General features: G+C 69.8%; 24 protein-coding genes and 1 pseudogene. 7 read left to right on the top strand and 18 right to left on the bottom strand.

Annotation, left to right across the window (positions count from 1 at the left end):
• Positions 1-579 precede the first annotated feature (579 nt).
• From ACFWVP_RS11925 to ACFWVP_RS11855, 15 genes and pseudogenes are all read right to left on the bottom strand, one after another.
• A pseudogene (locus tag ACFWVP_RS11925) lies at positions 580-826 on the bottom strand (haloacid dehalogenase); the annotation flags it as partial.
• A gap of 312 nt (positions 827-1,138) precedes the next feature.
• Complete coding sequence (locus ACFWVP_RS11920) at positions 1,139-1,588, bottom strand: MarR family winged helix-turn-helix transcriptional regulator (protein ID WP_384495819.1); 450 nt, start codon at positions 1,586-1,588, stop codon at positions 1,139-1,141.
• A gap of 101 nt (positions 1,589-1,689) precedes the next feature.
• Entirely contained in the window at positions 1,690-2,556 is an 867-nt protein-coding gene (locus ACFWVP_RS11915; RefSeq protein WP_384495817.1) for a fumarylacetoacetate hydrolase family protein, read from the bottom strand.
• Between the two features lie 34 nt (positions 2,557-2,590).
• Positions 2,591-3,631 carry a cupin domain-containing protein gene (locus ACFWVP_RS11910; RefSeq protein ID WP_384495816.1) on the bottom strand — a complete coding sequence of 347 codons (1,041 nt, stop codon included), beginning with the start codon at positions 3,629-3,631 and terminating at the stop codon, positions 2,591-2,593.
• Between the two features lie 22 nt (positions 3,632-3,653).
• Positions 3,654-4,868, bottom strand: coding sequence for an FAD-dependent monooxygenase (locus ACFWVP_RS11905; RefSeq protein WP_384495815.1), 1,215 nt, complete (start codon positions 4,866-4,868; stop codon positions 3,654-3,656).
• A gap of 190 nt (positions 4,869-5,058) precedes the next feature.
• A complete protein-coding gene (locus tag ACFWVP_RS11900; RefSeq protein WP_384495813.1) occupies positions 5,059-5,709 on the bottom strand; it encodes a CoA transferase subunit B in 651 nt (216 codons plus the stop codon).
• Entirely contained in the window at positions 5,709-6,491 is a 783-nt protein-coding gene (locus ACFWVP_RS11895) for a CoA transferase subunit A (protein WP_384495811.1), read from the bottom strand. Before ACFWVP_RS11895 ends, ACFWVP_RS11900 begins: the two co-directional genes overlap by 1 nt.
• Positions 6,394-6,804, bottom strand: a complete 411-nt coding sequence (locus ACFWVP_RS11890) for an SDR family oxidoreductase (RefSeq protein WP_384495881.1) — start codon at positions 6,802-6,804, stop codon at positions 6,394-6,396. Before ACFWVP_RS11890 ends, ACFWVP_RS11895 begins: the two co-directional genes overlap by 98 nt.
• A gap of 17 nt (positions 6,805-6,821) precedes the next feature.
• The gene (locus ACFWVP_RS11885; protein WP_384495809.1) at positions 6,822-7,577 is read right to left on the bottom strand and encodes an SDR family NAD(P)-dependent oxidoreductase; all 756 of its coding nucleotides are present in this window, start codon (positions 7,575-7,577) and stop codon (positions 6,822-6,824) included.
• Positions 7,574-8,545, bottom strand: coding sequence for a fumarylacetoacetate hydrolase family protein (locus tag ACFWVP_RS11880; protein ID WP_384495808.1), 972 nt, complete (start codon positions 8,543-8,545; stop codon positions 7,574-7,576). Before ACFWVP_RS11880 ends, ACFWVP_RS11885 begins: the two co-directional genes overlap by 4 nt.
• 400 nt (positions 8,546-8,945) lie before the next feature.
• On the bottom strand, positions 8,946-9,884 hold the full coding sequence (locus tag ACFWVP_RS11875) for a VOC family protein (protein WP_384495806.1): 939 nt from the start codon (positions 9,882-9,884) through the stop codon (positions 8,946-8,948).
• A gap of 13 nt (positions 9,885-9,897) precedes the next feature.
• A complete protein-coding gene (locus ACFWVP_RS11870; protein ID WP_384495804.1) occupies positions 9,898-10,902 on the bottom strand; it encodes an amidohydrolase family protein in 1,005 nt (334 codons plus the stop codon).
• On the bottom strand, positions 10,899-12,029 hold the full coding sequence (locus ACFWVP_RS11865; RefSeq protein WP_384495802.1) for an FAD-dependent oxidoreductase: 1,131 nt from the start codon (positions 12,027-12,029) through the stop codon (positions 10,899-10,901). Before ACFWVP_RS11865 ends, ACFWVP_RS11870 begins: the two co-directional genes overlap by 4 nt.
• 24 nt (positions 12,030-12,053) lie before the next feature.
• Entirely contained in the window at positions 12,054-13,016 is a 963-nt protein-coding gene (locus ACFWVP_RS11860) for a cyclase family protein (RefSeq protein ID WP_384495801.1), read from the bottom strand.
• On the bottom strand, positions 13,013-14,014 hold the full coding sequence (locus ACFWVP_RS11855; RefSeq protein WP_384495799.1) for a fumarylacetoacetate hydrolase family protein: 1,002 nt from the start codon (positions 14,012-14,014) through the stop codon (positions 13,013-13,015). The genes ACFWVP_RS11860 and ACFWVP_RS11855 overlap by 4 nt, the downstream gene beginning before the upstream one ends.
• Before the next feature lie 127 nt (positions 14,015-14,141).
• Between ACFWVP_RS11855 and ACFWVP_RS11850 the strand changes: the two genes are divergently transcribed.
• Together ACFWVP_RS11850 and ACFWVP_RS11845 are read left to right on the top strand one after the other, a co-directional pair.
• Entirely contained in the window at positions 14,142-15,071 is a 930-nt protein-coding gene (locus tag ACFWVP_RS11850; RefSeq protein WP_384495797.1) for a LysR family transcriptional regulator, read from the top strand.
• Between the two features lie 213 nt (positions 15,072-15,284).
• On the top strand, positions 15,285-15,566 hold the full coding sequence (locus ACFWVP_RS11845) for a hypothetical protein (protein WP_384495796.1): 282 nt from the start codon (positions 15,285-15,287) through the stop codon (positions 15,564-15,566).
• A gap of 20 nt (positions 15,567-15,586) precedes the next feature.
• Here ACFWVP_RS11845 and ACFWVP_RS11840 read toward each other — a convergent pair whose 3' ends face one another.
• Positions 15,587-16,627, bottom strand: coding sequence for a LacI family DNA-binding transcriptional regulator (locus ACFWVP_RS11840; protein WP_384495794.1), 1,041 nt, complete (start codon positions 16,625-16,627; stop codon positions 15,587-15,589).
• Between the two features lie 81 nt (positions 16,628-16,708).
• Positions 16,709-17,722 carry a LacI family DNA-binding transcriptional regulator gene (locus tag ACFWVP_RS11835; RefSeq protein WP_384495792.1) on the bottom strand — a complete coding sequence of 338 codons (1,014 nt, stop codon included), beginning with the start codon at positions 17,720-17,722 and terminating at the stop codon, positions 16,709-16,711.
• Between the two features lie 286 nt (positions 17,723-18,008).
• On the opposite strand from ACFWVP_RS11835, the gene ACFWVP_RS11830 reads away from it, so the two are divergent.
• The 4 genes from ACFWVP_RS11830 to ACFWVP_RS11815 all read left to right on the top strand — a co-directional run bounded on the left by ACFWVP_RS11830 (position 18,009) and on the right by ACFWVP_RS11815 (position 23,895).
• Positions 18,009-19,325, top strand: coding sequence for an ABC transporter substrate-binding protein (locus ACFWVP_RS11830; protein ID WP_384495790.1), 1,317 nt, complete (start codon positions 18,009-18,011; stop codon positions 19,323-19,325).
• Positions 19,326-19,427: 102 nt separating this feature from the next.
• On the top strand, positions 19,428-20,312 hold the full coding sequence (locus ACFWVP_RS11825) for a carbohydrate ABC transporter permease (RefSeq protein ID WP_384495788.1): 885 nt from the start codon (positions 19,428-19,430) through the stop codon (positions 20,310-20,312).
• A 5-nt stretch (positions 20,313-20,317) separates the two neighbouring features.
• Entirely contained in the window at positions 20,318-21,226 is a 909-nt protein-coding gene (locus tag ACFWVP_RS11820) for a carbohydrate ABC transporter permease (protein ID WP_384495787.1), read from the top strand.
• An 80-nt stretch (positions 21,227-21,306) separates the two neighbouring features.
• Positions 21,307-23,895: a family 78 glycoside hydrolase catalytic domain gene (locus ACFWVP_RS11815; RefSeq protein WP_384495785.1), complete on the top strand. Its 2,589-nt coding sequence runs from the start codon at positions 21,307-21,309 to the stop codon at positions 23,893-23,895.
• A gap of 7 nt (positions 23,896-23,902) precedes the next feature.
• Here the strand turns inward: ACFWVP_RS11815 and ACFWVP_RS11810 are convergent, their stop codons facing one another.
• Positions 23,903-24,043: a hypothetical protein gene (locus ACFWVP_RS11810; protein ID WP_384495783.1), complete on the bottom strand. Its 141-nt coding sequence runs from the start codon at positions 24,041-24,043 to the stop codon at positions 23,903-23,905.
• A gap of 686 nt (positions 24,044-24,729) precedes the next feature.
• Here ACFWVP_RS11810 and ACFWVP_RS11805 point away from each other — a divergent pair.
• On the top strand, positions 24,730-25,992 hold the full coding sequence (locus ACFWVP_RS11805) for an extracellular solute-binding protein (RefSeq protein WP_384495781.1): 1,263 nt from the start codon (positions 24,730-24,732) through the stop codon (positions 25,990-25,992).
• Positions 25,993-26,084: the final 92 nt, after the last annotated feature.

Genomic DNA, 26,084 nt, shown 5'->3' with positions numbered 1-26,084 from the left:
CTCTCCTTCCACCCCCCCCCCCCCCCCGGCCCCCGGCCCCCGGCGCCCGGGGCGTTTTCTTGGGGTAGGATGGCCCGGCGTCATACGAACCCATGACAGAGCGCACCGCACGGGCCATGTCACTTGTGACGCAGGCCGAAGCCGTACGCGCAGGGGGCCGCCGCGTCTCGTACATGTGGTGGTGCGGATGCTCGTCGCGATGACCGGCCCCGGCGTGACGGTGGCCGCGACCGGGCGCAAGGACTGACTCCGGCAAGAGCGGGTTGAGGAAGGCCCCGGTTCAGCAGGATCAAGCCCGCGGCGATCAGTGACGCCATCGGGGTGCGGCCCCCGCACCGGTCGCCGCGGCGCTCCGCGAAGCACTGCCCGAGACGACGAAACCCCGGACCAGGCCGACGGCGATGTGGCGGGCAGGCGCCGGGCCGTTGTCGGCCGTGCGGGTCAGGCCACCGGCAAGGCACGCGGCAGCGTGCGGCCGATGCTGTTGCCGTGGCCGTCGCGGGCGGTGACCTGACTCCGCACTTCCGAGCAGGTCGTCGCCCGTACCCCCCGCCTTCGAGGCGTGCGATGTGGAAGGCCTTACCGCAGGAGGGCGGGGAGGTCGGCGACGGAGACCAGGACGTGGCCTGCCCCCGCCTCGCGGAAGACGTCGCCGTCGTGGGCTCCGGTGCGTACCCCGGCGACCAGCCCCGCGCCGGCCCGTACACCGCTGAGCACGTCGTAGGAGGTGTCGCCGATGACGGCGATCTGGTGCACGGCGTCGGCGGGCGGACTTGGTACGCAGGAACGCCTCCAGCACCATGTCCGGGTAGGGACGTCCACGCGAACAGCCGGCAACCTGGCACTACGCATGTCGACCGGGGCGGCCGTACCTGCCACGTCTGGCGCCGACCGCCCCGGTGAGCGGCCCCCGCCCTCTCCCGCAGCGGGCCCGCGCGCCTCGAGCCGGTACCCGCTGCGCCTGTCGGCCGTCCTACCCTCGCCCACACCGCTCGAGGCCGACCTGTGGTGGCAGTCGTCGCCGGATCGGTCCGCCACGTCACTCTGCGCGGGCTCCTGACCGGGACGTCGGCTCGGAGGGGTGAAGCCCGAGCACCGGGCCAGTTACCCGGAGCACGCCCGGTCGGGTCGTCAGGTCTCATGTTCCGCCGGGGAGCGATCCCTCGTCCAGCGAAGCGAGTCTGCCGAGGATGTCGACGGCTGTTGCCCGTTCACCCGCGGGAAGTGCTCCGAGAAGCAGTTCGTTGATCCGCTCCGCCGGAGCGATCAGGGAGTCGAGCAGCGCGGCACCCTCGTCGGTGAGACTCAGCAGCGTGCGTCTGCGGTCGTCCTCGTCGCGCACCTGGCTCACGAGGGCCTGATCGGTCAGGCGGCGGATCATCAGGTTGACCGTGGAGCGGTCCAGCGAGGTGAGACGTGCGAGAGTCCTCTGGTCCACCCCGGGCTCCCGGCTGAGCGCGTTGAGGACGGCGAACTTCTGGGAGGTGATCTCCCGGGAGACGTGCTGGGCCCAGAGGGCCGTGTGCACCTGCTCGGCCCGCCGGATCAGATGGCCGATGTAGTTGGGCAGCTCCAGTGCGCGCGCCACGGTGCTCCCTCCGTTTGTCGCCTAGGTGGTGCCGGCCGAGAGACAGCCGGTCTGGGATGGAGTCTAGGAGTGCGCGACACCACCTTGTGCGCGACCTCGCGTCAGCGGTCCCGGCGTCCGGGGCGCTGCGTGTACGGGGTGGCCCGGGAGCCGTCGACACCCACTTCCAGGCGGCCGACGCGATCGATTTCCAGGACGACGCGGTCCCCGTGGCCGAGCGGTCCCACTCCGGCGGGCGTGCCCGTCGCGATCACGTCGCCGGGGTGGAGTGTCATGACGGACGAGGTGTAGGCGATCAGCTCCGCGACCCCGAAGATCAGATCGGCCGTGTTGGTGCGCTGCCGGGTCTCGCCGCCGACGTCACAGCGCAGACCGAGGGAATCGGGGTCCGGGATCTCGTCGGCGGTGACGATCCAGGGCCCGAGCGGTGTGAACGTGTCGAACGACTTGCGCGTGGAGCGGTCCTCGCCGGAGCGCACGGTGATGTCCAGTACGCAGGTGTAGCCGAAGACGTGGTCCAGCGCGTCGGCCGCGTCGACATGGCTGGCGGTGCGTCCGATGACGACGCCCAGTTCGCCTTCCTGGTCGGTGCGCTTGTCGGTGTAGGGCAGGAGGATGTCCTGGCCCGGGCCGATGACGGAGGAGTTGGCCTTGAGGAAGACACCGAGGTCGGCGACGGACGTGGTGTAGGCCATCTCGGCCTTGTGGTCGAGGTAGTTGACCGGTGCGCCGACGATCTTCCCAGGCCGGGGCAGGGGAGCTTCGAGGACCGCTTCGTCGAGCGGAACGCGTGCGCGACCGGCCAGGTCGACCTGTACCGCTCCGCCGCGTGCGACGGTCTCGATGTGCTGGTGCAGCGCACCCGCCGCACCTGGGTCACCGGTTCCGGCGAGTTGTCCGGTCACGTCGACGAGGTCGTCGCCGTCGACGATTCCGAGGCGTCCCTTGTTGAACAGGGCCAGACGCATCGTGGCCTCCTTGTGGGGTGTCTGGGGAAGGGGATCAGGCGCCGGGGTCGGCGTCTTCGGCGCGGTAGAGGCCGAGGGACCGCATGACGGGCTCGTCGCTGTACGAGAACAGGACGGCGTCGTCGGAGGCGGAGGCGTTCAGGTGACGGTAGGAGGCCCATCCGGGGACGGCGAAGGTGTCGTGCTCGGCCCAGTCCAGTCGTACGCCGTCCACGATCGTGGCGCCTTCACCGCGTACGACATTGAAGATGGTGGAGGCCGTGTGCCTGCGGCCCGCTCCCTGGAAGCCGGGGCGCAGCCGCTGGACGCGGCAGCCGATGGTGGGCATGACCGGACCGCCCGTCCACGGGTTGGTGTACTCCAGGACGATGCCGTCGACGTCGCTGCCTTCCGCCGTGTCGGCGATGCTCTCCAAGGCCCGCCCGGTCTCCTGCCAGGTGTAGCGGGTGACGGGTGAGTTGGGCCCGTCCTGCGAGAGCCAGACGGGATTGAGCCTCCCGTGGAGGAACTGCCTGCTGCCCGCGTCGTCCGCCCGGGTAACGGGCTGGAGGCGTTGGTGGAACTTCTCGTAGAAGCCGGCCTCAAGGGCGTTGACCAGCGGGTAGTCCAGCGCGTCGAGCCACATCATGGGCGCGTCGCCCTCGTGGGTGTGGTCGTGCCAGTGCCAGCCGGGGGTGAGCAGCAGATCGCCGGGGGACATGAAGACACGCTCGCCGTTGACCGTCGTCCATGCGCCGCTGCCTTCCAGGATGAAGCGGAAGGCGTTGGACGTGTGCCGGTGGGCCTGGGCGGTCTCGCCGGGCAGGATGACCTGCAGTCCGGCGTAGAGCGTGTTGACGGTGGCCGGGGGGTCGGTCAGGCCAGGGTTGACGAGCATGAGGACCCGCCGCTCGGCCTCTTCCAGGGAGAGGGTCCGGGAGAAGTGCAGCAGGAGTGGCCGCAGTTCCCGCCAGCTCCATCGGTAGGGAACGGCGCGGCTCTTCGGCCGGGCGGGGAACAGATTGCCGTAGAAGCGCCAGAGCGGCGCCGCACCCAGGCCCGGCAGGGCCTTGTAGGCGAGTTCGTCGGTCGTCATGGTGTCCTCCTGGGCTGCTGGGTCACGGGATGGGGGCGGTGGCGGGGGACGGCGTCCACACCCAGGAGACGTCGTCGAAGTCCTCGGGCCCACGTGACGCGAGGAGCCGGTTGCGCAGGGTGGCCCCCATGCCCTCCAGGTGGCAGATCTCGCCGAAGCGGCGGGCGTTGGTCTGGATCATGGCCGCGCGCTCGCGGCGTTGACCGGCGTACGCGGCGAAGGCGTCGGCAGGGTCGGCGAACCGGCCGAGAGCGCCTCCCAGGGCGACGGCGTCCTCCAGTGCCTGACAGGCGCCCTGAGCCAGGTACTGCAGCATCGGGTGCGCGGCGTCGCCGAGCAGTGCGATCCGGCCGTGCACCCAGTCGTCGACGGGCAGACGGTCGAACAGAGGCCAGCGCCGGTCCCGCGCTATCAGCGGAAGTGCGTCACGCACGGCCTGGCAGGTTCCCGCGAAGCGTTCCTCGAGCTCGGCCTCGGTGCCCCAGGCGTCCGAGTCCGGTGTGTAGTGCTCGCTCTCGAACACCGCGACCTGGTTGTAGAGCTCGCCGCGGCGTACCGGGTACTGCACCAGGTGCATGCGCGGTCCGGCCCAGACCATCACCGCGTCCGACGCGGCGTGCTGGGACATCCGGCCGGTCATCCTGTCCGCGGGAAGTGCTCCGCGGAACGCGACGTAGCGCGAGCAGACCGGCTCTCCGTCCCCCACCAGGCTCCGACGCAGCCGGGAGTGCAGGCCGTCGGCCGCCACGACCGCGTCGGCGGTCAGCCGTGTCGTGGTCTCGGCGAAGTGCAGGTGCACACCGGAGCCGTCCTGGTCCACGTGCGTGACGGTGTGTCCGGTGCGCAGCGTGACGGCGGGGTGTTCCCGGCAGGCGGCGAGGAGCACGGTATGCAGGTCCGTGCGGTGCGTGACCAGGTAGGGGTGGCTGAAGCGCCGGGTGTACGCCGTGCTGCGGAGATCGAGCGAGGTGATCTGCTCTCCGCTCAGTGCGTCCATCATCACGAGTGCCGGCGGGGCGACCGCGGTGCCCTGGACCGCTTGGAGTACCCCGAGTTCCTCCAGGGCGTGAGAAGCGTTCGGGGCGAGCTGCAGGCCGGCGCCGATCTCCCCGAACCGGGCGGCGCGTTCCACCAGGGTCACGTGATGACCGGCGCGGGCGGTGGACAGCGCCGCGGCCAGGCCGCCGATACCACCGCCGACCACGGCGATGCGGAGTGGAACAGGGGTCACGGACATATGGCCTCCTTGTCAGGGAATTGGAGGACACCGACGGAAGCGACGAGAAGCCCTCGCGAGATGATCAGTACATCAATCATTGGTGTACGGACTATATTGCGAGGGGGTTACCCCGGTGTCAACGGTTTCGTGGAGACAGAGCAGTCAGGAACGCGTCCACAGTCAGGGACGCGTCCCCGGACCTGCGGGATCAACATGCGGCCGTGTGACTGTCCGCGTACACAGGAGCGTCGGTGCGCGCGGTGATATCCGCGAACGTGACGCCAGGCGCCGTTTCGACGACGGCGAGGCCGCGAGCGGTGACGTCCAGCACGCCGAGATCGGTGATGACGCGGTGCACGCAGTGCCGACCGGTGAGGGGCAGGGTGCACTCCTCGACGATCTTGGGGCTGCCGTCCTTGGCGGTGTGTTCCATGAGGACGATGACACGGCGGGCGCCGTGAACCAGGTCCATGGCGCCGCCCATCCCCTTGACCATCCTGCCGGGGACCATCCAGTTGGCGAGGTCACCACGGGCCGACACCTGCATGGCGCCGAGTACGGCGGCGTCGATGTGGCCGCCGCGGATCATGCCGAAGGAGAGCGCGGAGTCGAAGAAGGAGGCGCCGGGCAGGACGGTGACGGTCTCCTTCCCGGCGTTGATGAGATCCGGGTCGACCTCGTCCTCGGTGGGGTAGGGGCCGGTGCCGAGGATGCCGTTCTCGGAGTGGAGCACGACGTGGACCCCGGGCGGGAGGTAGCCGGGTATGAGGGTGGGGAGGCCGATGCCCAGGTTGACGTAGGAGCCGTCGTCGAGTTCTTCGGCTGCGCGGGAGGCCATCTGTCCACGGGTCCAGGGCATCAGTTGCTCACCGTTCTCTTTTCGATACGTTTGTCAGCGGCTTGTCCGGGGGTGAGTTCCACGATCCTCTGCACGTAGATGCCGGGCAGGTGGACATCGTCGGGGGCCAGCTCGCCGGGTTCGACGAGTTCCTCGACTTCGGCGACGGTGACGCGACCCGCCATCGCCGCGAGCGGGTTGAAGTTCGCGGCGGCCCGGCGGAAGACGAGGTTGCCGTGCCGGTCGCCGCGCCAGGCCCGGACGAGGGCGAAGTCGGTGGTGATGCCGTGCTCCAGGAGGTACGTCCGCCCGGAGAAGTCCCGCGTCTCCTTGGCCGGTGAGGCGACGGCGACCGAGCCTCCCCCCGCCTCCGGCCGGGAGGTGCCCCCAGGTGCGTAGCGCCAGGGAAGGCCGCCCTCCGCCACCTGGGTGCCGACACCGGCCGGGGTGTAGAAGGCGGGAATGCCCGCGCCGCCGGCCCGCAGGCGTTCGGCGAGCGTGCCCTGGGGGGTCAGCTCCACCTCCAGCTCTCCGCTGAGGTACTGCCTGGCGAACTCCTTGTTCTCGCCCACGTAGGAACCGGTGACCCGGGCGATGCGCCGCGCGGCGAGCAGGATGCCCAGGCCGCGGCCGTCCACGCCACAGTTGTTGGAGACGACCTCCAGTCCGGCTGCCCCCTGCTCGTACAGGGCGTCGATGAGGACGTCAGGGATTCCGGAGAGTCCGAAACCGCCGACGGCGAGTGTGGCGCCGTCGGGGATGTCGGCGACCGCCTCGGCGGCGCTGCCGCTGACTTTGTTCACGTGCGTGATTCCTTTCGTGTGAGCGCGCCGGGACGGACCGCGAGCCGGCCGCCGTCCACGACTCGGCACAGGCGATGTCGAGGCCGCCGAACGCGGCGGCGGCCTCCGCCACCCAAGTGCGGACGGAGTCCTCGTCGGTGACGTCCGACGGGCCGGGGGTGAGGGCCGTGCCGCCCTCCCGGGCGATGAGCCGCCGGGTCTCGACGGCCTCCGCGTGCAGCAGGTCGCCTCCGATGACCAGAGCGCCTTCGGCCGCGAAGCGCAGGGCCGCTGCCCGGCCCAGGCCTCGCTTGGTGCCGGAGATCAGAGCCACCTTGCCTTCGAGCCGTTTCACTCCGCGGCACCGGCGCGCAGGGCGTCGGACACGGACTTGACACCGCCGTGCGCGGTGAGCCCGCCGTCGACGGGTATCTCGGCTCCGGTGATGAACGACGACTGGTCGGACAGCAGGAAAACCACCAGCGGAGCCACCTCGTCGACGCGTCCGGTGCGCCCCAGCGGGGTCTCGCGGATGTTGGTCTCACGGAAGGCCGGGGCGGCGGAGGCGGTCATCTCGGTCTCGATGTAGCCGGGATGGATCGTGTTGACGCGGATACCGCGCGGGCCCAGTTCCAGCGCCGCAGTCTTCGACAGTCCCCGCAGCGCCCACTTACTGGTCGTGTACGCGACCGGGTAATGGGCGGTGAGGGCCGCGGAGGAGCCGACGTTCACGATGGAGGATCCCGGGGGCATCAGGGGCATGAGGTGCTGGATGCCGAGCAGAGGGCCGGTGACGTTGACCGCGTGGACGCGTGCCATGTCCTCGGGGCGTATGTCGCCGACGCGGGCGCGCCAGGTGATGCCGGCGTTGTTGACCAGGCCGTGCACCTGCCCGTACGTCTCCCGGAGTTCGGCGGCGAGTTCGGCCCAGTCCTGCTCGCTGGTGACGTCCAGACCGCGGCACCCGGCCACCGGGTCGACATCCGTGGCGATGACCTGGGCGCCCTCGTGCGCGAGGGCGGCGGCCTCCGCGGCGCCCTGACCACGGGCCGCGCCCGTGACGACGACCACCCTGCCGAGCAGTCTCCCGGTGTGCGGGCCGGTCACGGCCGCTCCCGGCCTCGACGCCGACCGGCCGGCAGAGGAAGGGGCTCGGCGCCGGGAACAACGGTGTTGGTGAGCGTGCCCACGCCCTCGACGGTCAGGCTGACGGTGTCACCCGGCTGCAAGGGGGGAGGGGTCCGCTCGCCCCGCCGGCCCCAGAGCTCGGCGAGGCAGCCGCCGTTGCCGCAGGTGCCGGAGCCGAGCACGTCACCCGCGACGACCCGGGTGCCGCGGGACGCGTAGGCGGTCATCTCCTCGAAGGTCCAGCTCATGTTGGACAGGAGGTCCTCGCCGACAATCTTCCCGTTGACCGTTGCGGTGAGGGCCAGCCGCAGGAAGCCTTCGGAGTCGCGGTAGGGCTCCAGTTCGTCCGCGGTGACCAGGTAGGGGCCGAGGGTGGTGGCGGTGTCCTTGCCCTTGCAGGGGCCGAGCCCCACCTTCATCTCCGCCGACTGGAGGTCGCGTGCGGACCAGTCGTTGCAGACGGTGTAGCCGACGATGTGGTCACGGGCCCGTTCCGGGGTGAGGTCGCGGCCCTCGCGGCCGATGACAGCTCCCACCTCGAGCTCGAAGTCCAGGACGCTTGAGCCGGGCGGCACGGGCACGCCCTGGTCAGGGCCGTAGACCGCGTGCGGGTTGGTGAAGTAGAACGTCGGAGCCGCGTACCACTGCTCGGGCACGCCCGCGACTCCGTCGACGGATCGGCGCACGCCGTCGACGTGTTCCTCGAACGTGACGAAGTCGCGTATGGAGGCGGGCTGGAGCGGGGGGAGCAGGCGCACCTGGGAGACATGGGGCCCCGGCGGCACATCGAGTGCCGCGGCGCCCGCGGCGAGGAGCCCCGGCAGGCCGTCGGTCTCCTTCAGGAGCGTGGTGAGCGAGGAGACGCCCGGCAGGGGAAAGAGTGTGCCGTCCTCCTCCACAACGGCTGTGCGGTGGCGGTGCTGATGCTCGTAAGCGGCGAAACGCATGGTACGGCTCCTGGTGTGGAGGGGGCGGTGGAGAGGATTGGGTACGCGGTCGGCGTCCACGGCGACGCGGCCGCGGTAGCCCGCGGCCCGGGCGGAGGCACGGGCAGCCGCTGCCCACTCGCGGCCCGGTCGCGGTCCGGGAGCTACGCGGGGTCGGCCGGTGCCAGGTGGCGGGGAACCGGCCGCCGCCCGGGCGGCGGCTGTCCCGTCGATGTCCGTGCGCACCTCACACGTCTGCCGGCCTGCGGGGGACGGCAGACCCTGTCCGTCGGACGACGCGGTGTCGAGGGCATCGTGGACCGGTGGTCGCAGCGGTGGGAGCACCTGCTGGGGACCGGGGGCGGCAGCGTGGGAACGGAGCGGGTCCCACGCTGCCGTACCCCCGAGAAGGGCGAGCGGATCAGACGGGCGGGGCGACGAAGACGCCTCGGTCGGGGTCGTTGAAGGACTCCTTGGCGACGAGTTCGTTCATCGTGTTGGCCGTGCCCCACTGGTCGGTGACCTCGGGCTGCGAGAAGTCGTAGACGTGCGGGTGCCAGGTGTCCTCGTCGAGGTTCTCCAGCTCGGTGGTGTACTCGACGGTGTTGCCGTGCGGGTCGAGGAAGTACGTGAAGGTGTTGTCGCCCGCCATGTGGCGGCCGGGGCCCCAGACCTTGCGGTGTCCGGCCCGGATGACGCGGCCGGAGCCGCGCATGTACTCGTCGATGCCGCGCATCTCGAAGGAGACGTGGTGCAGCGCGGTGTGCGGGCCCTGGGCGATGGCCATGGAGTGGTGCTGGTTGCTGATCCGCATGAAGTGCATGACCTCACCCATGTGCGGGGAGGAGAGCGTGTCGGAGAGGGCGAAGCCGAGGTGGCGTTCGTACCACTCGCGGGTGCGGTTCAGGTCGGGGGAGTTCAGGACGACGTGGGAGAGCTTGACCGGGATGGCCTCCTTCTCCTCGATCTTCCTGTGCTGCCGTACCTCGACGTCGGCGGACACCTCGATCGTGCGGCCGTCGACGTCGAAGAAGCGGAAGCCGTACCCGCCGCCCGGGGTGTCCACGGTGCCGGGCCGCGAGATCAGCTGCACGCCGCCGGCCAGGAGCCGCTCGGCGAGGGTGTCCACGTCGGCCGGGTTCGCGGCGCCGTAGGAGACGAGGTCCAGCCGCTTCTCCTCGGCCTTGCGCAGCCGTACGACGTACTGCTCGGGGGAGCCCTCGGCGGCCAGGAAGGAGATCCCGGCGTCCTCGGTGACCTTGGTGAGGCCCCAGACGCCGGAGTAGAAGTCGAGCTGCTTGTCGTAGTCCGGCACCGCCAGGTCGACGTGGCGCAGGTGGGTGAGCAGGCGTGCGCTCATGGTGGGTTCCTCCTCAGGCGAGAGCGGGGTCGATCAGGACGGCGGCGTTGTCACCGCGTACGGCGTCGAAGTCGGCCTGGGACAGCCTCGCGGCGCGCAGAGCACCGACGGGGTCCTCGCTGCCCATGTCGAAGGGGTAGTCGGAGCCGAGGAGTACGCGGTCGGCCCCGGCCACCCGGATCAGTTCGCGCAGGACGTCGGGGTCGTGGACCAGCGAGTCGAAGTAGAGCCGCTTGAGGTAACTGCTCGGCAGGTGGGCGCAGCCGGCGCCGGCGTCGGAGCGAGCGGACCAGGCATGGTCGGAGCGGCCGATGTGGGTGGGGAGGTAGCCGCCGCCGTGGGCGGCGATCAGCTTCAGACCCGGGTGCCGGTCCAGTACGCCCGAGAAGATGAGGTGGGAGAGTGCGACGGCGTTCTCGGTCGGCTGGCCGACCGTGTTGGACAGGTACCACCGGTCCAGGCGCTCGTCGAGCGTGCACCCGAAGGGATGCAGGAAGATGATCGCGCCCGTCTCGTCGGCCCGTGACCAGAACGGCTCGTAGGCCGGGTCGGACAGTTCCCGTCCCGGGGCGTTGCTGGAGATCTCCACCCCGAGCAGCCCCAGTTCCAGGGCCTGGTCGAGGGCGCGCACCGCCAGCTCCGGATGCTGCAGAGGTACGAGTCCGAGTCCGCGCAGCCGGGCGGGAGCGGCCGAACAGTGCGCGGCTGTCGCCTCGTTGGCGGTCCGGCACACCTTCTCCGCCGTCTCCGCGTCGGCCCAGTAGTGGTAGTGCGAGGGGGAGGGACTGACCAGCTGGACGTCCACGCCCTGCGCGTCCATGGCCGCGAGGCGTACGGCCGGGTCGGTCAGCCCGGGGATCCGCTCGCGCACCATCGGGCCGTTGACGGCGAGGGCCGCGGCGCCGTTCCGGCGGGCGTCCAGAGCCTTTGCCGCATCGTGGCCGGGCAGGCCGACGACGAGTGCCTCGACCTCCGGCAGCAGCACGTGGGCGTGCACGTCCACGGTCGGGCAGGTCACGGCAGCTCCCGGAGCATGGTCATGGTGCGGCCCATCAGGCCTGGAACGTCGGCGTCGCGTACCCCGTCCAGTTGCCACTGCCCGATCTGTACGGACGCTTCCACCACCGGCCGGACCCTCGCGATCCGGCGTTCGTAGTACTGCTGGAACAGGGCGTCGTCCCAGGTGCCGGATCCGGTCAGGAGCTGCGCCAGCACCCAGGCGTCCTCCAGGGACAGGGCGGCGCCCTGCGCGAGGGTGGGCGGACAGCAGTGGGCGGCGTCGCCGATGAGGACGACCCGGCCGCGGTGCCAGGATCCCTCGACCAGCATGCGGTCGAACCAGGTGTAGTTGACCTGCGTCGGGTCGGTGATGTGCGCGGTGATCTCCGGCCAGTTGCCGCCGTAGGCCTGGGCCAGGCGGCGCATCTCGTCGGCGTACGACTCGGGCGGGATGGTGGTGCGGTCGCGGTTGGCCTCGACGACGTACGCGTAGAGCGTGCTGTCGCTGGTGGGGCAGTAGCCGGCGATGAAGGCCGGGCCCCCGTAGGCGAGGTCGGTTCGCTCGACGCCTGTCGGGCGGGGGGCGGCGACGCGCCAGATGGCCATGCCGGTCGGCTCGGGCTTCGCCGTGATGCCGATGGCTGCCCGGGTCGCGGAGCCGAGACCGTCGGCGGCGATCACCAGGTCGTAGCGGCCCTCGGAGCCGTCGCTGAAGCGGACGGTGACACCATCGGCGTCCTGGTCCAGGGTCTCGGCGGTCACCCCCAGGCGGACGGACGCGCCGCAGGCGCGTACGGCCTCGATCAGGATGCGCTGGAGCTGCGGCCGCTGCATGCCGACGGTGGCGGGGAGGTCGTCGCCACCGCTGCGGATGTCGTCCTGCGCGTGCAGGACGGTCCCGTCAGGAGCGGTGATGCCGACCGACCCGAAACCGTAACCGGACGCCTCGACTTGGTCCCAGACGCCCAGTTCGCGCAGCACGCGCAGTGCGTTGCCCTGGAGGGTGATGCCGGAGCCGGCGGTGGCGTTCCAGTCCTCCTTGGCCTCGATCAGGTGTACGTCGATTCCGGCGCGGCGCAGCAGGAGCGTCACGGCGTTGCCGGCCGCGCCGCCGCCGATCACCAGGACCGTGCGGGCTTCATTCATGGTGGAACTCCTTTGTTCCTCTGACTACTTGACGGCGATCGGGTTGACGGGCGAACCGACCGCGCCGGTGATGGGCAGGGGCGCGGCCGTGAGCCAGAACGCGTACGCGCCGTCGGCCGCACAGTCCTCGGCCAGGGCCTCCAGGTCCCACATCTCCCCGATGAGCAGGCCGATGTTGGGGATGGCGACCTGGTGCAGGGGCTGGAAAGCGATGTCGAACTCGTTGGGCCGTACCTCGAAGCCCCAGGTGTCGGTGGCGATCGCGGCGATCTCGGTGCCGTGCAGCCAGCCGGCGGTGGTGAAGGAGAGGCCGGGGGCGGGTCCGCCCGCGTAGTCGCCCCAGCCGTCGCGGCGGGCGCGGGCGAGCTGTCCCGTACGGACCAGCACGATGTCGCCGCGGCCGACAGTCACTCCCTGGGCTACGGCGGTCGCCGTCAGGTGTTCTTCGGTGATCGCGAAGCCGTCGGGCAGTTCACCTTCCTCACCGATCGTGCGGCCGACGTCCAGGAGCACGCCACGCCCGGCGACATGAGGGGCCATGTGCTCGATGCCCGTGACCAGGTCGCCCTCGGAGGTGACGGTTGTCGCCGCGTCCCGGCCGTTCCACGCTTTGCCGTGGTCGAAGATGTGGCCGAGCCCGTCCCACTGCGTGGAGCACTGCAACGGCATCGCGATGACGTCGTCGGCACCGCCGAGGCCGTGCGGGAAGCCCTGCAGGCCGAGGGCCGCGTCGGTGCCGGTGTCCAGCATGGTGTGGACCGGATTGGTGCGGCGGCGCCACCCCTTCTGCGGGCCGTCCATGTCGAAACTCTGGGCGAGCGAGAAACTGACGCCCCGGCGGATGAGTGCGGCTGCCTCCCGCCGCTTCGACCCGTCCAGGAAGTTGAGGGTGCCCAGCACGTCGTCCTCGCCCCAGCGACCCCAGTTGGAACACGCGCGGGCGGCCCGGGCGATCGACCCTTCGGGGTCGTGGCGGTCGAGGGTCACGACGACACCTCGGCGACACATCGGGTGCGCTGTGCACCGAGCCCGGTGATGGAACCGTCCATCACGTCGCCGTCGCGCAGCAGCCGCCCCCAGTGCATGCCGTTGCCGGCCGGGGATCCGGTCAGTACCAGGTCACCGGGCAGAAGCCGGGCCGTCTGCGAGGCATAGGACACCATGCGCGCGACATCGAAGATCATGTCCTTGGTGGACTCGTCCTGCATGGTCTCCCCGTTGAGCTTCAGCACGAGACGCAGGTCGTCGGTGTTCGCGACCGACCCGGCCGGCACGATCCAGGGGCCGAGCGGGGTGAACCCGGGGGCGTTCTTGCTGCGCAGCCAGTCGGTGCCGATCTGAGGCATGTCCCGGCGGAACACCGTCGCCCGGTCGGTCAAATCGTTGGCGATGGTGTAGCCGGCGACACAGCCGAGGGCCTCCTCCACGGACACCTGGTGGGCCGGCCGGCCGATGACCGCCACCAGCTCCAGTTCCCAGTCGGGCTTCTCGGCCCAGGAGGGGAGTACGACGTCGTCGTACGGGCCGGTGATCGCGCTCGGCAGCCCGATGAAGACGTAGGGCAGGTCCTCGTCCGCCCTGCGGTCCATGATCTCTGCGGCCTCCGCACGCCGCTCCTCCTCGGAGCGGTCGTCGCCCGGTGCCCGGTGCGCGACATGCAGGTCGATCACGTGCTGCCGATAGTTCGCCCCGGACTGGAACACCTGGCGGGGCTCGACCGGAGCATGCACCCGGAAGTCCGCCAGGGGCCTGCGCTCCTGACCGCTGTCGCCGGCCAGCGCCGTGAGCCGCGCCACGGCCGTGTCCCAGGTCTCCAGAAGACCACGGACCGACAGGGACTCGTCACCGAAGGCCGCGCGCAGGTCGATCACCTGGGCGTTAGCCGTGACGAGCGCGGGGAAGGCCGGTCCGTCCGGTGCCGAGAGCGTGGCCAGAGCGAACGGTCCGGCGAAGAGCGCGGACGCGGATGCAGATTTCACGAACATGTCCTCCTGGTTGCGGTGTGACTAATCTGGACCCGTCACCCGCGATCAGGGAAATCGATTCCGTGGATGAGCGCCATCCACGCCATTTATTCCTACCTGCTCGGCGCCCTACAGCAAGGGAAACTCCGTGAATCTGGCCCGCCTCGACCTCAACCTCGTCGTCGCCCTGCGTGCCCTGCTCGAGGAACGCAACGTCACCAGAGCAGGACAGCGCGTCGGTCTCAGCCAGCCCGCGATGAGCGCTTCGCTGGCCCGGTTGCGCCGCCACTTCGGTGACGACCTGCTCGCCCGCGTGGGCGGTCATTACGAACTCACCGCCCTCGGGCAGGTACTCCTGCTCCGCACGTCCACGGCCTACGAAGTGGTGGAACGCCTCTTCGCGAGCCAGGCCGACTTCGATCCGGGCAGCGAGAAGCGCGAGTTCAAACTAGTGGCGTCCGACTACGCGGTCGCCGTGTTCGGCGCCGAACTCGCCCGGGTGGTCCACGAGGAGGCCCCCGGCATCCGGCTGCGGTTCGTCCAGACGCCACCCACCGTGGTCGACGACACGGCCACGCTGCTGAGTACCGCCGACGGTCTGCTCATGCCGCACGGCGTGATCAGCGACTTCCCCGCCACCGACCTCTACGACGACAAGTGGGTCTTCCTCATCGCGGACGATCATCCGAGCGTCGACGGTCGTCTCACCCGCGGCGATCTGGGGCGGTTGCCCTGGGTCACCTACCAACGGACCTACGACGCTCCGGCCGTGCGCCAGCTCGGCATGCTCGGCATCGAGCCGCACGTGGAGGTGTCCGTCGACAGCTTCCAACTGCTGCCGCTGCTGGTGGCGGGTACGCGACGTATCGCCCTGATCCAGGCGCGCCTCGCCCGTCTCCTCGCGCCGCTCGCCGCCGTGCGGACCGTGGAGCCGCCCTACGAAGCGGTGCCGCTGCGCGAGGCGATGTGGTGGCACCCGGTCCACACACACGACGCGGCCCACATCTGGCTGCGTGAGACGACCGCTCGGGTGGGCAGGCGCATGGCTGACGTGTCCGAGGCGCCGGAGGCCCACTGAGCGGCCCCTGCCGGCGAATCCGACCCCGCCGCGCGGCGCCATCCACGGCCTGGATCATCGCCATCCGCATGTCGGATCACGTAGGGGGTGGGCACCGCTGCGCCCGGAACGCATAGTCGTGGCACGTCACGCGCGCGTGCCCCGAGATCTCCGGCAGGCGGGCCCGCCCGCTCCGTGGCGCCACCTTTCCGCGTCCCACCCTGGAGTGCCGCCGTGCCGGTTCCCGCCGACCCGCCTGCCCGTGACCACGGTGCCCGTCCCGCCGGGCCCGGCAGGCCGCCGGTCGCTCCGCCGCCGGTCGCTCCGCCGACGGCCGGCAGCCGTCGGCCCGTCCTCGGCACTGTGCTGCCTGCCCTGCTCATGCCCGGTGGCGAGGGAGCTTCGGGTGACCCGGCCCCGGCCGTCGCACCGCCCGGGCTCGTCACCCCGCTGGTCCCGACCGCGCCGGAGTCCTTCACCGCGCCGTACGCCGTACCCGCACGGCCATGCTCCTGAACAGCCCTGGCCGACCCGGGTCACCGCGACGGCGCGGCCATCGTCGACCGGCGCACGACCAGTTCGGGCTGCATCACGACGTGGGAGTGTTCGTGGGCCGCGCCGCGGGTCGTGTCCTGGATGAGCAGACGGCCGGCCTGCCGGCCCAGCGCCACGGCGGGCCGCCGCACCGAGGTGAGCGGTACCACGGCGGACGCGGCGAATTCGATGTCGTCGTATCCGACCACAGCGATGTCCTCCGGCACCCTCAGCCCGGCTTCGTACAGCGCCTGCAACACGCCCAGCGCAAGCAGGTCGTTGGCGCAGAAGACGGCGGACGGCCGGTGGGGGAGACCGAGGACGCGGTGACCGGCGTCCTTGCCGGCGCTCACGGTGAGGTCCGCACAGGTGAGCTCCTTCAGAGCCGCGGGCCGGAGCCCGGCCCGGGTGACCGCGTCACCGGCTCCTCTGCGGCGGTCCCGTACCTGCTGGAGATGGTCCGGTCCGCTGACGTAGGCGATGGAGCGGTGCCCTTGGTCGATCAAGTGCCGGACCGCGGCGTGCCCACCCGCCACATCGTCGATGCCCACGGAACAGGCCGCGGGCTGGGGTCCGAACTGGTCGGCGACGACGAACGGAACGGCATTCCGCCGGAAGGCTGCCACTGTGCGCCCGACCGCCTCGCCCGAGGTCAGTACGGCACCACGGATCCGGTGAGAAGTGATCAAGGAAAGGTGGCGGGCCTCCTCTTCGGGGTCCCGGGTCCCGGTGCACACCATCACGCCGAGGTCCGCCTCGCGAGCGGCCTGTTCCACCCCGATGGCCAGGGCGGTGAAGAACGGATCGGCCAGGTCCGGCACGAGAACCGCGAGGAAGCGGGCCGCCCAGCCGTGAAGTTGCCGGGCTCCTTCCGTCCTCACGTAGCCCAGGGCATCGATCACCGCGAGCACGCGGGTCCGAGTGGGCTCGGCGACGAGCTCCGGACGGTTGAGCACGTTGGAAACGGTGCCGAGAGAGACGTTCGCCTCACGCGCGACGTCCTTCATGCCCACTCTGCGAGGTGCGGCGTCCTCATCGTCCATCAGATTCCTCCGCAGGAGCCCTGGTCCAGGGCGCGCCGGGGGGAGCACGGTCAGCTCGCCTCCGTCCACCGCGTCCACGGCCTAGCGGTCCCGCAGGGCGGTGGTGCTGCCGCGCACCACCAGGCGCGGTGTCATGGAGGTCTGCATGGCCCTGTCCCGTCTGCCCTCCACGCGCTCGATCAGCATGCGGGCGGCGGAGGCTCCCATGGTGTGCCCCGCCTGGTCGACGCTGGTCAGCTGTACGGGGGCCAGCGCGGCCAGGGCTGTGTTGTTGTAGCCGACGAGCGAGAGGTCGTCGGGGATACGCAGTCCGAGTTCGTGGGCCGCCCGGTAGATGCCCAGAGCGGCCACGTCGGCGCCGGTCATGACGGCGGTGGGCCGCCGCTCGGCGGTCAGCAAGGTCATGCCCGCCTTGAAACCGCCGTCGTCGGAGTACGCGGCGTGGTGGACCCGCGCGTGCTCGGTGAGGCCGTGGCGTTCCATGGCGGCGCGGTAGCCGGTGGCCAGGACGATTTCCGGGGTGCGCTTCCACTGATTGGACCTGGTACCGGGGGCCGACACCAGAGTGATGCCCTGGTGGCCGAGCGCCACCAGGTGGTCCACCACCAGCCCCGCGCCGGCGTCGTCGGCGTCGACCACCGAGTCATGGGCGTCGGTGCCGTCGTGGTGGCCGATGACGACGGTCGGGGTGGCCGCCGCCGTGGCCAGTACCTCGGCGCGCGAGGTCCCCGGAGCGATGAGGATCAGGCCGTCCATCTGTCGGTCGACCATGGAACGTATGGTCTTCGCCTGTTCGCCCGGGTCGAAGCCGGCCGCGCCGATCAGCACGGTGTACTCGCCGTGGCGCAGCTCCTCCTGGATGCCGTCGAGGATGTCCGCGAAGAACGCGTTGCGGACGTTGTCCAGGAGCACCCCGATCGTGTATGTCCGGCCCCGCATCCCGCGTGCCGCCGCCTGCGGGCGGTAGTCGAGTTCCTCGATGGCCGCCCGCACTTTCTCCCGCATGCCCGGGCTGACGCCGTAGGCGTTCCGCAGCACCTTGGAGACCGCGGCGACGGACACGCCCGCGTGCCGGGCGACGTCGGTGATGGTCACGCGTTTGTTCTGCTTGGGTGCGGCAGGCCCGGCCATCGTCAGCACTCCCAATTTCGTAGGTGTGGGTGTAACGGTCTACATAGTGACCGCTGGATGTCCGCAAGGCTACTGGTTCACGCCTTGGTGTTACAGCTCTGTGTCTTGACGGATCCCTGCGAGCGGTGCAAGGTGTTGCCCACTTCGTGGTGGAGAACGTTACACACAGCTTCTGCGCGGTTGGCTCTTTCCCTTCCTCAGCGCCGCTCGCCGTTCCTCGCCCCTCTCTCAAAGACCTCCGGGAGTCTCCGTGTCCCTTCGCATGCCCCGCGTCCGTCGTGCGCGTCTGAGCCTGTTCACGGCCGGCACCGCCTCACTGGCGCTGCTCACCACCGCCTGCGGCGGTAGCGGCTCCGGCTCCTCGGCCGCTCCCGAAGAGTTCAGCTATCTGAGCGTCACCGAGAACACCACCGTGAAGACCGCCCTGACCACCATGTCCAAGGGCGCGTGCAAGACGGCGAACGACTCCCTGCCGCTGAAGGTGGAGACCGTCCCGCAGGCGAGTCTCGACCAGAAACTGCAGCTGCTGGCCGGGCAGGACGCCCTGCCGGTGCAGTTCGCCGCGGGCAACGCCCCCGCCCTCACCCAGCAGTTGGCGAAGTCCGGCAAGGTCGTCGACCTGGAGAAGGAGCTCACGTCCCTCGGGGTCCTCGACCAGCTGGAGCCGGCCGCCGTCTCCACGATCAAGGCCCTCTACGGCGACAAGCTCGAGGTGCTCCCGTACGAGTACAACATCGAGGGCATCTTCTACAACAAGAAGCTCTTCCAGGAGAACGGCATAGCCGTGCCGGGCACCTGGGACGAACTGGCGGACGCCGCGGCGAAGCTGGACGCCGAGAAGATCCAGCCCTTCTCCGCGTCCGGTCAGCAGGGATGGCCCATCACCCGCCTGCTGAGCACCTACCTGTACCGCAGTCTGGGCCCCGACGCCCTCCAGGAAGTGGCCGACGGCAAGGCGAAGCTGACCGACCCCGAGTACGTGAAGGCGGCCGAGGAGATCGCCGCCCTGGGGGAGAAGGGCTACTTCGGCAAGGGCGTCGGATCCATCGACTACGACACCGCCATGAACCAGTTCCTCAACGGCAAGGCCGGCATGTTCTACATGGGCAGCTGGGCACTGGCGAACATCTCCGACGCCGAGCAGAACAAGGTCGGCGCGGAGAACGTCGGCTTCATGCCCTTCCCGGCGGTAGCGGGCGGCAAGGGTTCCATCGACCAGTACCCCTCCAACGTCGGCCTCGGCATCACCCTGGGTGCGAAGTCCTTCGACAAGAAGACCGGCGACTGGGTGTCCTGCATCGCCGAGAACTACGGCAGCACGGCCCTCAAGGACCACGGCTCCATCTCGGGCTTCAAGGTGAACACCGAGGTCGAGGACGCCAACGAGGTCACGACGCAGGTCCGCGACACCATCGGCGCCTCGAAGCAGAACGTGCTGTGGTTCGAGGCCCTGTTCAGCACCAAGGCCACCACCGTCAGCCAGACCAACGCCGCCGGACTGGTCGGCGGCAGCATGAGCCCGCAGCAGTTCATGAAGACCGTCCAGGACGCGCTGGCCGCCAAGTGACCGGCCGGGGGCGGCCCACCGGCCTCCCCGCGCGATTCGCGTGGGCCGCCCCCGGTCGCGTTCCGGCAGGCTTCTCCAACGGAAACGAAGTGGACACCATCCATGCACCGCGTACTCGGTGACCGCAGGGCCATCGCGATCCTGCTCGGTCCCGCCCTTCTCGTCTATTCCTTGATCATGCTGGTCCCCATCGTGTGGTCGCTCGGGTACTCGTTCACCAAGGGCAACACCATCGACGGCTTCACCGGCAACGGGGTCGCCAACTTCTCCCGCCTGCTGGACGATCCGGCTGTCCACGACGCCCTCTGGTTCACCCTCAAGTACGCGGCGCTCGTCACGGTCGGACAGGTGGCCGCCGGCTACGCGCTGGCCCTGCTGTACGTCTTCTTCCTGAAGAAGTCCTCCGCACTGATCCGCACACTGGCCTTCTTCCCGGTCGTGCTGCCCACGGTCGCGGTGGGGCTGCTCTTCCAGAAGTTCTTCCAGGTCGCTCCGCAGACAGGACCGGTCAATTCGCTGCTCAATGCGGTCGGGATCGATTCCATAGACTTCTTCGGCAGTGCCGGAAGCGCGTTCTGGGTTCTGATCGTCATGGACATCTGGCGCTCCATGGGCTTCTACGCCGTCCTGCTCTTCGCGGGTCTGGTGGACATTCCCGATGAGGTCCTGGAATCCGCCCGCCTCGACGGAGCTTCGGGGCTACGGCTGATCCGGCACATCGTGCTGCCGCTGTCCCTGCCGGTGCTGATGTCGTCACTGATCTTCAGCATCAACGGCACCCTGAAGGTGTTCGATTCCGTCGTCGCCCTCACCAACGGTGGTCCCGGTAACGGCACCACGCCTTTGACCTTGTACATGTTCCAGACGTCGTTCACCTACAGCGACTACGGCTACGGCAGCACCATCGCCCTGCTGCTGACCGTCGTGTGCCTGATGGTGAGCCTGGCCGTCTACCGCGTCTCGCGGCGCGACATCACGGAGGGCTGAACGCCATGGCCATCGACATACCTGTGAAGACGTCCGCGGGCCGCCGGGGCCGCGGGCCGACCGGGAGCGCCGGGCCGGCCCGCAGGGCCCGGGCGCCGCGCCGGCCGTGGGTGAAGGTCGTCGTCGCCCTGCTGCTGGTCGTCGAGATCTACCCGCTGATCTGGATGTTCCTGACGTCCCTGAAGTCCAACGACGACTACCTGAACAATTCGACCTGGAGCCTGCCGACGACGTGGGAGTGGGGCAACTACTCCGAGGCATGGACCACCGGTCACCTGGGTCTGTACGTCCAGAACAGCCTGCTCGCCGTCCTGCCCGCCCTCGCACTCATGCTGCTCCTCGGCACAGCCGCGGGCTTCGCCCTGCAGATCATGGTGTGGAAGGGCCGCAGCCTCACCCTGCTGGTCTTCCTCGCGGGCATGATGGTCCCCCCGCAGATGATCCTCCTGCCCCTGTTCACCGTGTACTTCCAGACCGGTCTGTCCGGCACCCTGTGGCCGCTGATCCTCACCTACACCGGCACGGGCCTGCCCCTGACCGTCTTCATGATGGCCACGTACTACCGGACCGTCCCGCGTGAACTGTTCGAGGCGGCCACCATCGACGGTGCCGGCATCCTGCGCGCCTTCTGGACCATCAGCGTGCCCCTGGTGCGTAACGCACTGCTGACCGTCGGCCTGGTGCAGTTCTTCTTCATCTGGAACGACCTGCTCATCGCGCTGACCTTCACCAACGACCAGGACCTGCGGACCATCCAGGTGGGCCTGCTCAACTTCACCGGTGACTTCGGCGCCACCCAATACGGTCCGCTGTTCGCCGCCATCTGCATCAACGTCTTCGGCACCCTCCTGATCTATCTCTTCCTCAACCAGAAGGTCATGAAGGGCCTTACCTCGGGAGCGGTCAAGGGCTGAGCGCTGCCCCTGACACCCGCTCGCCCCGCTCCCGCGCACGTGACGAAAGGCTTTCCTTGCTCCCCCCTCAGCCCTCCCCGGTGTCCTTCGAACATCTGCCGGACGGTCTAGGCATCGGCGTCCGCACACCCCGGCTCTCGTGGTTGCTGCCACCGGGTGCCGGTTCCCAGGAGGCGTACGAACTCGAACTCGCCCGCGGCGGCGGCGTCGACCGTACCGGCCGCGTCGTGAACCCTGACCAGGTGCTCGTTGCCTGGCCCGGTGGCCCGCTGGCCTCCCGGGAACGCGTGGCCGTCCGCGTCCGCGTGTGGACGACGGACCGGGACGCCCCCTCGGACTGGAGCGAGCCGAGCGTGGTCGAGGCAGGCCTGCTCGACGCCGCGGACTGGCATGCCGTACCGGTCGGCGCCGACTGGGACGAGGACCCGGCGGCCGACCGCCGCCCGGCCCGCGTCCGGAAGGACTTCCCTCTCGACCGGCCCGTCACCCGCGCCCGCCTCTACATCACGGCTCACGGCCTGTACGAGGCGGAGATCAACGGGCGCAGGGTCGGTGACGAGACACTCGCCCCGGGCTGGACGGTCTACCCGCACCGCCTTCGCTACCGCACCCACGACGTCACCGGCCTCCTCACCGAAGGCGCCAACACCATCGGCGCCTGGCTCGGTGACGGCTGGTACCGCGGCAAGTACGGCTTCGACGGCGGCACCCGTAACATCTACGGCACCGACCAGTCCCTCATCGCCCAGCTCGAGGTGACGTACGAGGACGGCACCACCGTCTCGGTGGCCACGGACGGCACCTGGAGCGCCGCTCCCGGGCCGGTCCTGACCAGCGGCCTGTACGAGGGGGAGACGTTCGACGCCCGGCTGCACGATCCCCGCTGGTCCACCCCGTCCGGCACCGCCGCGGGGGACTGGACGCCTGTCCGTACCGGCAACCGGGAACCGGGCACCCTCGTCGCTCCGCTGGGACCACCGGTGCGCTGCACCGAGGAGATCACACCGGTCACCATCACCCGCACCGGCGACGACCGCCATCTGCTCGACTTCGGTCAGAACCTGGTGGGCCGTCTCCGCGTCACCCTCGACGGCCCGGCCGGCACAGCCGTCACCCTCCGGCACGCCGAGGTCCTGGAAGAAGGCGAACTGGCCACCCGGCCGTTGCGCGAGGCGTACGCCGAGGACACCCTGATCCTCTCCGGCCGGGGCCCGCTCACCTGGGAACCACGCTTCACCCTGCACGGCTTCCGCTACGCCGAAGTCAGCGGCTGGGCAGCCGACCTGAGCGCCGACATGGTGGCCGCCCGGGTCCACCACACGGACATGCGTCGCACCGGTTGGTTCGAGTGCAGCGACCCGCTGGTCAACCGCCTGCACGAGAACGTCGTGTGGAGCATGCGCGGCAACTTCGTCGACATCCCCACCGACTGCCCGCAGCGCGACGAACGCCTCGGCTGGACCGGAGACATCCAGGTCTTCGCCCCCACCGCGAGCTACCTGTACGACTGCTCCGGCATGCTCGACTCCTGGCTCACCGACGTCGGCCTGGAGCAACTCCCCGACGGAACGATTCCCTGGTACGTACCCGTCATCCCGGGCGAGCCCATGTGGACGCCGATCCACCCGGGCGCCGCCTGGGGCGACGTGGCCACGCTCACGCCCTGGACGCTCTACCAGCGCTTCGGCGACCTGGACCTCCTGCGCCGTCACCACCCCATGGCCAGAGCGTGGGTCGACCTCGTGGACGACCTCGCCGGGCCGACCCGCCTGTGGGACACGGGCTTCCAGCTGGGGGACTGGCTCGATCCGGCCGCACCACCCGACGACCCGGCCGCGGGCCGCACCGACCGCTACCTCGTCGCCACCGCCTACTTCGCCCACTCCGCCCGGCATCTCGCCCTGGCGGCTGCCGCGTTGGGCGATGACGCGGATGCGCGGCGATACGGCGAGCTGGCCGACGAGGTGGCCGACGCCTTCCGCCGCCGCTTCGTCCTCTCCTCGGGCCGCATGACGAGCGACAGCCCCACCGCCTACGCCGTCGCACTCGCCTTCGACCTGCTGACTCCGCCGCAGAGGCAGCCGGCCGGTGACCGTCTGGCCCAGCTGGTCATCGAGGACGACGCCCGCATCGCCACCGGCTTCGTCGGCACGCCCCTGATCTGCGACGCCCTCACCGATACGGGGCACCTCGACGTCGCCTACCGCCTGCTCCTGCAGACCCGGTGCCCCTCCTGGCTGTACACGGTCGCCATGGGCGCCACGACGATCTGGGAACGCTGGGACAGCCTGCGCCCCGACGGCACTCTCAACCCCGGGGGGATGACGTCGTTCAACCACTACGCCCTCGGAGCTGTCGCCGACTGGCTCCACCGCGTGGTGGGCGGAATGACCGCCGCCGCTCCCGGGTACCGGAAGATCGTTTTCCGTCCGCGTCCCGGGGGGGACATCACGTGGGCCCGCACCCGTCATGAGACCCCCTACGGCACGGCGTCCCTGTCGTGGGAGCTGACCGCCACCGGGCTGACAGCCGTCATCGTCGTACCGCAGGGGTGCGAGGCCACGGCGGAACTGCCCGGCTGCGCGCCGATCGCCCTGGGGCCGGGCGAGCACGTCCTCGACTCGGCGGAACTCGCGAACACGGCGGAATTCGCTGGGAAGGCCGTCTGAACGACCCTCACCCGTCAGCTTCAGCAAGCCCGGCGCGCACTTCGGCGTGCCGGGCTTCGTTGCGTTTTCCAGGCTCGTCGAACCCCTCCCCATCCGCGCTGCGGATGGTGTCCATCCATTGCATCGATAAGGTGCCGGTGAGTTTCAATTGAAAATTTCAAACCGATTTCAACCGGCAGGACTTTGTCCGTTCTCGGGCTGAGATTATTGAGGTAAGTGTTTCCCCAGGGTTGACCTGAAGGGGTGGGAGGTAATAGTTTCCATTTCGTTGGCTGAAACGCTTCACGAGTGGTTGTCCCCGGACACCGAATATTCAGCCGGGACGTGGCGGTGACTGTCCCGAACGAAGTGGAATGTGCTTGGCCCGAGCATATTCGTATCGATATCTCTACCTCCTCGAACTGGGGTCGGCCGGGCACCTGACCGCTCGGCCGGCCTCGCCCACGGTGGCCCATCGGGAAGCTGCCCCTTTCGACCGGGAGAGCCGCTGTGCAGATTCATCGCCCTTTCTTCCACGCACTGTTCGCGAGAACTCCGCGAGGCGGAAGTGATCTGCCGGTCGCTGGGCACAGGCGTCGGGCTTCATGTCCGCGTTGATCCGGGGGGCGAGAATTACCGGTGTCCTGCTGGTCTGTGCTTGCGGCAGGGGCGCGCGGTCCGCTTCCGTGCCGTCCCGGTCGCCGAGCGGCACGCGCCGGTCCGCAGCGTATTCCGCGTCAGCTGAGCACTCCTGCTGAGGTATCGCACAAAGGGCTCCCGCCGGGACGCCCCGCCCGGCCTCGGCCGCACGTCGGCACCGCATACCCCTTTTCCCCTTTCTGCACGGAGCCTGTCATGAGAAACCTCCGCCGCGTCTGTGTCCCCGCGATGGTCACGAGCCTCGCCATGAGCCTGAGTGCTTGCGGTGGGCCCGGATCGATGGCCTTTGACGACGGAACTCTGGAGATCACGGCCAACATCACCGACCGGGCAGCCATGGAGGGTGTCGTGGCGGCCTTCGAGCGGGAGAACCCCCAGGCGGAGGCCGTAGTGACCTATGCCGACACCGACCGGCTGCAGAGTTCCTTGCCCGCCCAACTGTCCTCGGGCACGGGGCCGGACGTCTTCACCGTCTGGCCCGGCTACGGCAATCCCGCCGCTCTGCGGACGCTGGAGGCGACCGGGCGTCTCGCCGATCTCTCCGACCTGGACTTCGTCCGCGATGTTCCCGAAGACACCAAGTGGGTGACCCAGGTCGGTGGCAGAACCTACGTCGTGCCGACCAACTACAGCGGTATCGGCGCGATCTACGGCAAGACGGCCCTGCGTGACATCGGAGGCACCGAACCCGCGACCTGGGAGGAGCTGCTGGAGCTGTGCGACAAGGCCGAGGCCGGCGGCAAGGTGCTGTTCTCGCTGGGCATCAGCACACCGTGGGTCACCCAGCTCGCCGACTACGCCCTGGCCGCCACCACCGTCTACGCCGACCGTCCCGACTTCGCGACGGCCATGAGCAACGGCCAGGCCACCTTCGCCGACTCCGGCTGGAAGGAGGCGTTGGAGAAGTACGTCGAGCTCGACGATCGCGGCTGCTTCAGCAGCGATCCCCTGGGGACCAGCTACGAGACGTCCATCGAGGACGTCGCCGAAGGCAGGGCCGTGGGCGTCATCCAGGTGGCCGGCAGTTCCTCAGCCATCACCGCAGCAGCTCCCCGACTGGAACTGGGCATGTTCGCTCTGCCCGCGAGCAACAACGCGGCACAGACCCACATGCCAGGCGCGGTGTCCGCCGCCTACGGCGTCAACGCCGACAGTGACAACAAGAAGCTGGCCATGAGGTTCGCCGAGTTCCTCGGGTCCGACACCGGTCAGAACCTGTACAACCAGGACAGCGGCACCCTGCCCGCGATCCCCAACGACCGCTTCACGGCCGCGCCCGTTCTCAGAGAACTGGTCGAACACCAGAAGGCCGGCACCACCGTGCCCTTCATGGACCAACTGTGGCCCAACCCGCAGGTCCAGCAGGAGCACTTCGTCCAGATCCAGGAACTGTTCTCCGGCCGCACCGACATCGACGGCGTCCTCACCGCCCTCGACGAGACCTACCGGGAGGAGTAGGCCGCCTGCGCCGTGCGTACCGAAGCGCGGCCGTGCCCGTCCTCGCACCCGCACCACACAGCGTCCCGCTCCGTCTCACCGGCCGAGGCGCT

The sequence above is a fragment of the Streptomyces sp. NPDC058637 genome (genome assembly GCF_042717325.1).
Taxonomy (GTDB): Bacteria; Actinomycetota; Actinomycetes; order Streptomycetales; family Streptomycetaceae; genus Streptomyces.
The sequence above is the reverse complement of the archived record's forward strand: the minus strand, read 5'-3'. Positions and strand labels throughout refer to the sequence as shown.

Excerpts from the sequence above, each read along its gene's own strand:
- ACFWVP_RS11915 (WP_384495817.1), bottom strand. The coding sequence starts at position 2,556 with ATGCGTCTGGCCCTGTTCAACAAGGGACGCCTCGGAATCGTCGACGGC.
- ACFWVP_RS11910 (WP_384495816.1), bottom strand. The coding sequence starts at position 3,631 with ATGACGACCGACGAACTCGCCTACAAGGCCCTGCCGGGCCTGGGTGCG.
- ACFWVP_RS11905 (WP_384495815.1), bottom strand. The coding sequence starts at position 4,868 with ATGTCCGTGACCCCTGTTCCACTCCGCATCGCCGTGGTCGGCGGTGGT.
- ACFWVP_RS11900 (WP_384495813.1), bottom strand. The coding sequence starts at position 5,709 with ATGCCCTGGACCCGTGGACAGATGGCCTCCCGCGCAGCCGAAGAACTC.
- ACFWVP_RS11880 (WP_384495808.1), bottom strand. The coding sequence starts at position 8,545 with ATGCGTTTCGCCGCTTACGAGCATCAGCACCGCCACCGCACAGCCGTT.
- ACFWVP_RS11875 (WP_384495806.1), bottom strand. The coding sequence starts at position 9,884 with ATGAGCGCACGCCTGCTCACCCACCTGCGCCACGTCGACCTGGCGGTG.
- ACFWVP_RS11865 (WP_384495802.1), bottom strand. The coding sequence starts at position 12,029 with ATGAATGAAGCCCGCACGGTCCTGGTGATCGGCGGCGGCGCGGCCGGC.
- ACFWVP_RS11855 (WP_384495799.1), bottom strand. The coding sequence starts at position 14,014 with ATGTTCGTGAAATCTGCATCCGCGTCCGCGCTCTTCGCCGGACCGTTC.
- ACFWVP_RS11840 (WP_384495794.1), bottom strand. The coding sequence starts at position 16,627 with ATGGACGATGAGGACGCCGCACCTCGCAGAGTGGGCATGAAGGACGTC.
- ACFWVP_RS11825 (WP_384495788.1), top strand. The coding sequence starts at position 19,428 with ATGCACCGCGTACTCGGTGACCGCAGGGCCATCGCGATCCTGCTCGGT.
- ACFWVP_RS11820 (WP_384495787.1), top strand. The coding sequence starts at position 20,318 with ATGGCCATCGACATACCTGTGAAGACGTCCGCGGGCCGCCGGGGCCGC.
- ACFWVP_RS11805 (WP_384495781.1), top strand. The coding sequence starts at position 24,730 with ATGAGAAACCTCCGCCGCGTCTGTGTCCCCGCGATGGTCACGAGCCTC.